The organism is Nocardia canadensis (genome assembly GCF_032656385.1).
Lineage (GTDB): Bacteria > Actinomycetota > Actinomycetes > Mycobacteriales > Mycobacteriaceae > Nocardia > Nocardia canadensis.
Genome location: NZ_JAVCWB010000008.1, coordinates 2,007,927 through 2,014,676, shown reverse-complemented (window position 1 = coordinate 2,014,676; position 6,750 = coordinate 2,007,927). Strand labels below are relative to the sequence as shown.

At 72.1% G+C, this 6,750-nt stretch carries 5 protein-coding genes and 1 pseudogene; all 6 read left to right on the top strand.

The genetic code is table 11. From position 1 onward, the window contains the following. Positions 1–231, top strand: a pseudogene (locus Q7X29_RS23215) (hypothetical protein); the annotation flags it as partial. Continuing rightward, the gene (locus tag Q7X29_RS23210; RefSeq protein WP_218722218.1) at positions 228–1,724 is read left to right on the top strand and encodes an SCO6880 family protein; all 1,497 of its coding nucleotides are present in this window, start codon (positions 228–230) and stop codon (positions 1,722–1,724) included. The pseudogene Q7X29_RS23215 and the gene Q7X29_RS23210, both read left to right, overlap by 4 nt. 7 nt (positions 1,725–1,731) lie before the next feature. Continuing rightward, positions 1,732–4,104: a hypothetical protein gene (locus Q7X29_RS23205; protein ID WP_316575347.1), complete on the top strand. Its 2,373-nt coding sequence runs from the start codon at positions 1,732–1,734 to the stop codon at positions 4,102–4,104. After that, positions 4,104–4,409, top strand: a complete 306-nt coding sequence (locus Q7X29_RS23200) for a transposase (RefSeq protein WP_255587337.1) — start codon at positions 4,104–4,106, stop codon at positions 4,407–4,409. The genes Q7X29_RS23205 and Q7X29_RS23200 overlap by 1 nt, the downstream gene beginning before the upstream one ends. Positions 4,410–4,467: 58 nt before the next feature. Further along, complete coding sequence (locus Q7X29_RS23195; RefSeq protein WP_218717192.1) at positions 4,468–6,135, top strand: peptidoglycan DD-metalloendopeptidase family protein; 1,668 nt, start codon at positions 4,468–4,470, stop codon at positions 6,133–6,135. A gap of 68 nt (positions 6,136–6,203) precedes the next feature. Beyond that, on the top strand, positions 6,204–6,716 hold the full coding sequence (locus tag Q7X29_RS23190; protein ID WP_316575410.1) for a hypothetical protein: 513 nt from the start codon (positions 6,204–6,206) through the stop codon (positions 6,714–6,716). The last annotated feature ends 34 nt before the right edge of the window (positions 6,717–6,750 follow it).

Here is a 6,750-nt window from a genome sequence, read left to right as displayed (position 1 = left end):
GGCGGGGCCCCGCGCGGCCCCGCGCCGACACCGCCACCACGCGGCGGCGGTGGCGCGGCCGCGGCGACGCCCAGTTCGGGCTCGGTGCCCTCGGGCGCGGCCCGCAACGTCGTCGCCGCACGCGCGGCGGCGGGCAGCGCCTCGCGCGCCGACCAGGCGGCCGGCGACCTCGCCGGTGACCGCTGGGCGAATCGTTCACCCGACCTCGGCAGGAGCACGATTCCGCGATGAGCACCCTCTCGACCGACACCTACGAGCGGCGCTCGTACGGGCTGTGGCAGAAGCCGCGCAGCGCGGGCCTTTTCGGCTTGCGCTGGGAAGAGACCGTGATCGGTTTCGTCGTGGTGATCACCGCCTTGATCAGTGCCATGGTCGGTGGATTCAAATGGGGTTTCGTCGTCGGCGGCCTCGGCGCGCTGGTGATGGTGCCCCTGGTGTGGCGGACGGGGGGCCGTTCGGGCTACGAGACGGGATTGATGATGTTCAACTGGATGCGCTCGCGCAAGAACGGCGAGCACGTGTATCGCGGCGGCCGGTTCTCCCGGATCCCCGGCGGCGTCACCAAGCTGCCGGGGCTGCTCGCGCCGTCGAAGCTCTACGAGGGCATCGACGCGGGCGGCTACCACTTCGGGATGATCCACCTGCCCGCGTTCGCGCAGTACACCGTGGTGCTGCGGGCTTGGCCGCAGGGTCACGAGGCGGTCGACCAGCCGGTGATCGACCGCTGGGTCGCGGCGTGGGGCACCTTCCTCGCCTCGGTCGGCCAGACCAGCGACATCGTCGCGGTGGTGCCGGTGATCGACACCGTGCCCGAGACCGGTAACCGGTTGCTCAACGAGGTCTCCACGATCACCCGCCCGGAGGCGCCGGAGCTGGCCCAGCAGGTGATGTACGAGCTGGCCACCGAATTGCCGCAGGAGCGGGTGCAATTGCTGCCGCGCGTGGCGATCACCTTCAAGGCAACCACCGCCGAGCGGCGCAAGAACCCGGCCGAGGAAGCGGTGGAGATCGGGCGCAGGCTGCCCGGCATCTGCGCGGCGCTGGCCGAGGCCGGCGTGCGGGCGCAGCCGATGTCGGCCGAGGAGGTCATCTCCTTCATCCGCCGCAGCTACGACCCGGCCGCCCAGGCCGATCTCGAGGTCGCCGCCGCCGATCCGGGCGGACACGGCCTCGGCTGGGACGACGCCGGTCCGGTCTCGCACGACGAGAAGTGGGATCACCTGATCCACGACGGTGGCCGCTCGGTCACCTGGGAGATGGACGCGGCGCCCGAGGGCGCGGTCGACGAGCGGGTGCTGCAGCGGCTGCTCGCGCCGAATCCCGAAGTGCCGCGCAAGCGCATCGCGATCGTCTACCGGCCGCACTCGGCCGCCGACGCCGCCGAGATCGTCGACGACGACTTCAAGAACGCGCTCGTGGCGCAGCAGAGCGAACGCGGTGTCGTCTCGGCCGCCGCGACACTGCGGGTCGGTGCGACCCAGCAGGCTCGTGAGGAACAGGCCCGTGGGCACGGTGTGACCCGCTTCGGCGCGCTGGTGACGATCACCGAGCCGCTGCGCGGTGATCTGCCGCGCATCGAGGCCATCACCCGCGACCTCTCGACGCAGGCCCGGCTCAAGATCCGGCGTTGCTACCGCTATCAGGCCGCGGCGTTCGCGGCTTCCCTCGGTTGTGGCGTCATCCTGCCCGAGCACGCGACCATTCCGAAGGCATTGGCGGGGTGAGGCGATCATGGGACGCGACTTCGACGACATCGCGCTACGGCCCGTCCACCGGCCGCCCCGGATCCGCGGGGAGCGCGAACCACGACCGGCCGGGAGCGCGTCGCGCGTGAGCGACGAGGTGCTCGGCCTGGAGGAGCGCACCGAACGCGCCGAACGAGAGTCGGCGCGCGGTAGCTCCGTGCCCGACGAGCACACCGAGCGCGAGCGCCGCCCGCGCGAGGGCAGGCCGCGTTCCGGGGAACCGGGCGGCCGCTCGCGCGCGGACGAGCCGCGTCGTCCGGCGGCCGAGCGCGCGCCGCACGACGAGGACCACCGCAGACCGCGCTCCGGTGAGAACCGCAGGCCGCGTGAGGACGACGGGCGCGGCAGGCGCGAGGAGCCGCGCGCCGGCCGTGGTGAGCGGTCCGCGGCGGGGGAGCGCAGGCCGCGGGGTCAGCGCCCCGAGGTCGATCGCGCCGCCAAGGCCCGGATCGACCGCGGCCTGCGCGCCGAGGACCACGGCCCGCGCCTGGACCACGAGCGCGCGATGGATCCGCGCCGCAAGCCACGTCCGGCCGAGCCGGGCCCCTTCGCCAAGGCACCGCGCCCGGTGCGAGGCGATCGGCCCGACGACGCCGCCGACCGGGCGATGGGCGCGGGCCGTTCGGCGAAGTCGCGCAACCGGCCCGACCGGCGCGGCCAGTCCGGCCCCTCGCTGCTCGACGACGCCACCCGCGCCCGCTACGAGATGATCGCCCGCGAGCAGTCGGGACTGCGCGCGGCCTGGGCGACCTTCCGCATCCACACCGACGATCTGCGCCGCAACAACGCGCAGGCACGCAACGAGGCCGTTGTCAGCGACGGATTCGACCGCACCACCGCGGAATTGACCGATCGCGGCTATTCCGGTCCCGGCGGCGGCAAGATGAACGTGGTCGGCCGCCCGGTCGAGTACCGGGCCACCACCGCGCAGGTCGCCGGTCTGTGGCCGTGGTCGGTGGGCGCGGGCGCGCCGCTGATCGGCACCCCGCTCGGCTCGCATCTGCACACCGGCGCCCCGGTCTGCTTCGACCCGATGAACTGGTTCATGCGCGGCAGCTTCATCACCGCGCCGAGCCTGTTCGTGCTCGGCCTCAACGGTTTCGGCAAGTCCTCGCTGGTGCGCCGGATCGTGCTGGGCGGCATCGCTCAGGGCATCACCCCGCTGATCCTGGCCGACGTGAAGCCCGACTACCGCAAGATGGTCGAACTCGTCGGCGGCCAGGTGATCGACCTCGGCTACGGCCACGGCAAGCTGAACCCGCTGGCGGCGGGCGTGCTCGGCTCGGTGGTGCCCCGCCTCGAGGAGTTCCCCGCGCTGCAACGCCAAGTGCTGCAGGACCTGCGGGCCCGCCAGGTGACGCTCATCGCGGGCCTGGTGGAGCTCGTCCGCGGCGCGCGGGTGGCCGATTTCGAGGAGACGCTGATCGCGACCGCGCTGCGCGTCCTCTACCAGCCGGGCAGCGGCTACGCCCCCGACAAGCCGCCGATCATGGAGAACCTGCTCGAGGTGATCGTCGGCGGCGGCGCCGAACTCATGCTCGACGCGGGCGCCGACAACGAGGACGAGTACCAGAACGCGATCAAGAACCTGCGGCGCTCATTGCGCGCGCTCACCCAGGGTCCGTTCGGCGCCATCTTCAACGGCCAGACCACGGTGCCGATCGACACCGGCGCCGTCGCGGTGTGCATCGACGTCTCGCACATCCCCACCGGCGACAAGAAGCTCAAGGCCGCGGTCATGCTGGCCTGCTGGGCCGACGGCTTCGCCTCGGTCGAGGCCGCGCACGTGCTGGCCGACGCGAAACTCGGTCCGCAGCGCTACTTCCAGGTCGTGATGGACGAGCTGTGGCAGGTGCTCGGCCTCGGCGACTTCATGGTCGACCGGGTCGACGAACTGACCCGCCTGCAGCGTGGCCTGGCCACCGCGCTGATCATGATCAGCCACACCATCAAGGACCTGCAGGCGCTCGGTTCCGACGCCGCCATCGCCAAGGCGATCGGCTTCCTGGAACGCGCCCGCGCCAAGATCTTCGGTGCCCTGCCCGCCGAGGAGATCAGCAGGCTCGATTCGACGGTGCCGTTCACCGCCGCCGAGCAGGAGATGGTCACCGGTTGGTCGGCGCCCCAGGCGCTCACCGGCGAGGCGCTCAAACCCGGCCAGCAACGGCCGTCGCCGCCCGGTACCGGCAAGTTCCTGCTCAAGATCGGTGAGGATCGCCGTCCCGGTATCCCCTTCCACATGGAGTTCACGGTGTCGGAGAAGGAAAGCGGTATCCACGACACGAACCAGCGGTTCAGCGAGTTCGGCGACAACCCACGCGGCGCACCTGACCCGTCGGCGGACGGGGGTGCGCAATGATGCCGCACCGGTCCTACCGCCGGGTCTCGCCCGAGGTGCGCGATGCCGCGGTCGCGCAGGTCGTCGCGCTGACCGACAAGCTGCGCAGCGAGTCCGAGGCGTGCCGGGTCGTCGCCGAACAGATCGGCGTGCACGCCAATTCGGTGCGCAACTGGGTGCGCGCGGCCGAGGGCCCGAGCCTGGAGCGGATGGACGCCACCGCGCTGCGCCGCAAGGTGGCGCTGCTGCAGCAGCAACTCGCCGCCGCGGCCGAGATGAACCGCACGCTCGCCGACACGCTCAACGAAACCCGGCGCCGCACGTGATCACCGCCGCGGCGGACCCGGATCCCGGCGCCCGGCGCGGAACGCCAGGCGGCGGCCGGTGAACGCCCGCACGATGCTGATGACGGCGCTGGGCTCGGTCATCGGGCTGATCGCGCTCGTGCTGGTCATCGTGCTGCCCTCCTCAGACGAGACCTGCGAGACCACCGGCGTGCTGAGCGGTTCGGCGGCCCCGACGCTGCCGCCGCTGGGTGGCGAGTCGGTCGGTGATTCGCGCGCCGCCGCGTCCGTCACGCCCAGCACGACGGCGAACCCGGCGGTCACCGGCACGCCGTCGCTGGCCGCGGGCGTCGGTCCGCTGCGCCGCACGCTGCCGCTCGAGACCGGCACCTTCACCATCTCCGACGTGTTCGGTTCGCGCGGTGGCGGTCACAAGGGCATCGACATGGCCGCCGCCGACGGCACCACCATCTACTCGGTGTCCGACGGCCGGGTCGTGGCCGCCGGTCCCGCGTCGGGTTTCGGCAACTGGATCGTCGTCGATTCCGTCGACACCAACGGGCGCGCCTTCTCGGCCGTCTACGGCCACATGTGGGACCGCGGCGTGAAGGTGCGCACCGGCGAGACCGTGACCGCGGGACAGCCGATCGGGATGGTCGGCTCGGCGGGCGAATCCAGCGGCCCACACCTGCATTTCGAGATCGTGCCCGGCGGCCGCTTCACCGGTGGCCGCCAGATCGACCCGATGCCCTGGCTCGACGGCGCGCCGACCCCGGATGTCGGTGGCGCGCGGGCCTTCTCGACCGACGCCGACTGTGTGCGCGGCTTCGGCAGCGCGGGCGGCGCGCTCGCCGACGGGAAGGTGCCCGCGGAGCTGGAGATCTGGTACCGCAGGGCGGGCACGGTGTGCCCGGAGATCTCGTCGTCGCTGCTGGCCGCGCAGGCCAAGCAGGAGTCGGGCTTCCGGCGCGGGCTGACCTCGCCCGCCGGCGCGCAGGGTCTGGCCCAGTTCCTGCCCGGCACCGCGGTGAGCATCAATCCCGACGACGGCAAACCCTATGTCATCGACGCCGACGGCAACGGCACGGCCAGCGTGTGGGACGACGGTGACGCGATCATCGGCCAGGCCCGCTACATGTGCGCGATCGCCCACAAGATCGCGGGCTGGATGGCCGCGGGCAGGGTCTCCGGCGACCTGCCCGCGCTGACCCTGGCCGGATACAACGCCGGTGAGGGCGCGGTGCTGGCCTCGGGCGGGATGCCCAATCAGGTGGCGGCGCACTACTCCGAGACCCAGCCGTATGTCACCAACATCTTGTCGATGGAGCCGCAGTATCGCGCGCCGGGCGCGCAGGGCCGGTTCACGCCGGAACAGGGCGCCGGTGGCGCGCAGATCGTCGAGGCCGCTCACGACTGGCTCGGCACCCCGTACGTGTGGGGTGGGGGCGGCGTCCAGGGCCCGAGCAGCGGCGGCTTCGACGCGCCGGGCCTGACCGCCGCCGCGGTGTTCGCGGCGTCCTCGGGCGCGATCATCCTGCCGCGCACCGCCGAGCAACAGTGGGAATCCGGTCGGGAGGTACCGATCTCCAAGATGGCGGTCGGCGATCTGGTGTTCAGTGGGTTCGGGCCGAAGGGCCCGTCGAAGGTGGGGATCTACGCGGGCAACGGTCAGATGATCCAGGCGGTGCCACCGTCGAGCAGCGGTGGCGGCGGTGGCGTCACCGAGGTGGCCGTGCCGGGCGACGCGCGGGCGAGGAGGGTGTTGTGACCACACGTTCCCCGATTCCGGGGATAACCTGGTGGGAGAGAACACGAATCCGCACAATTCCGGCGGTGATGCTCGTGGCGGTCCTGCTCCCGATCGCCGCTTGCGGCGGCGATCCCGATGCCGCGCGCCCGGACTCGGCCACCTCGACCACCCGGCTGCTCGACGCCGCGGCCACGGTCGACCCGACGACGGCCGACGGCGTCGCGGTCGTGGCCCTGCGCGAGATCTACACCTGGAACCCGGCCACCGAACAACCGGGCGAGTCGCTGCAACGCGCGCGAAAATGGCTGGGGCCCAGCATGGTACGTATGCTGGACGGTTCGACGGGGGCCACCGACACGCCGAAACCGTCGCTGCAGTGGGCGGACTGGGCCAAGGCGAAGGCACACGTCGAGGCCTTCGCCTTCGCGTCCGGCGAGAAGGCGCCGGCGAGCGCGGATCCCGCGGTGGCGCAGTACAAGATCGGCATCGAGCAGACGGTCGTCTACCCGAACGGGCGGTCCGAGGCCCTCCCGCCGGGCACGGTCATCGCGACCGTGGTGCAGACGCCGCAAGGCTGGCGCCTCGACGCGTTCCGCTGAGCACCCACCACCATCCGACAAGGTCCACAAGGAG

Coding starts and splice junctions, on each gene's coding strand:
- Q7X29_RS23210 (WP_218722218.1), top strand. CDS start 228: ATGAGCACCCTCTCGACCGACACCTACGAGCGGCGCTCGTACGGGCTG.
- Q7X29_RS23205 (WP_316575347.1), top strand. CDS start 1,732: ATGGGACGCGACTTCGACGACATCGCGCTACGGCCCGTCCACCGGCCG.
- Q7X29_RS23200 (WP_255587337.1), top strand. CDS start 4,104: ATGCCGCACCGGTCCTACCGCCGGGTCTCGCCCGAGGTGCGCGATGCC.
- Q7X29_RS23190 (WP_316575410.1), top strand. CDS start 6,204: ATGCTCGTGGCGGTCCTGCTCCCGATCGCCGCTTGCGGCGGCGATCCC.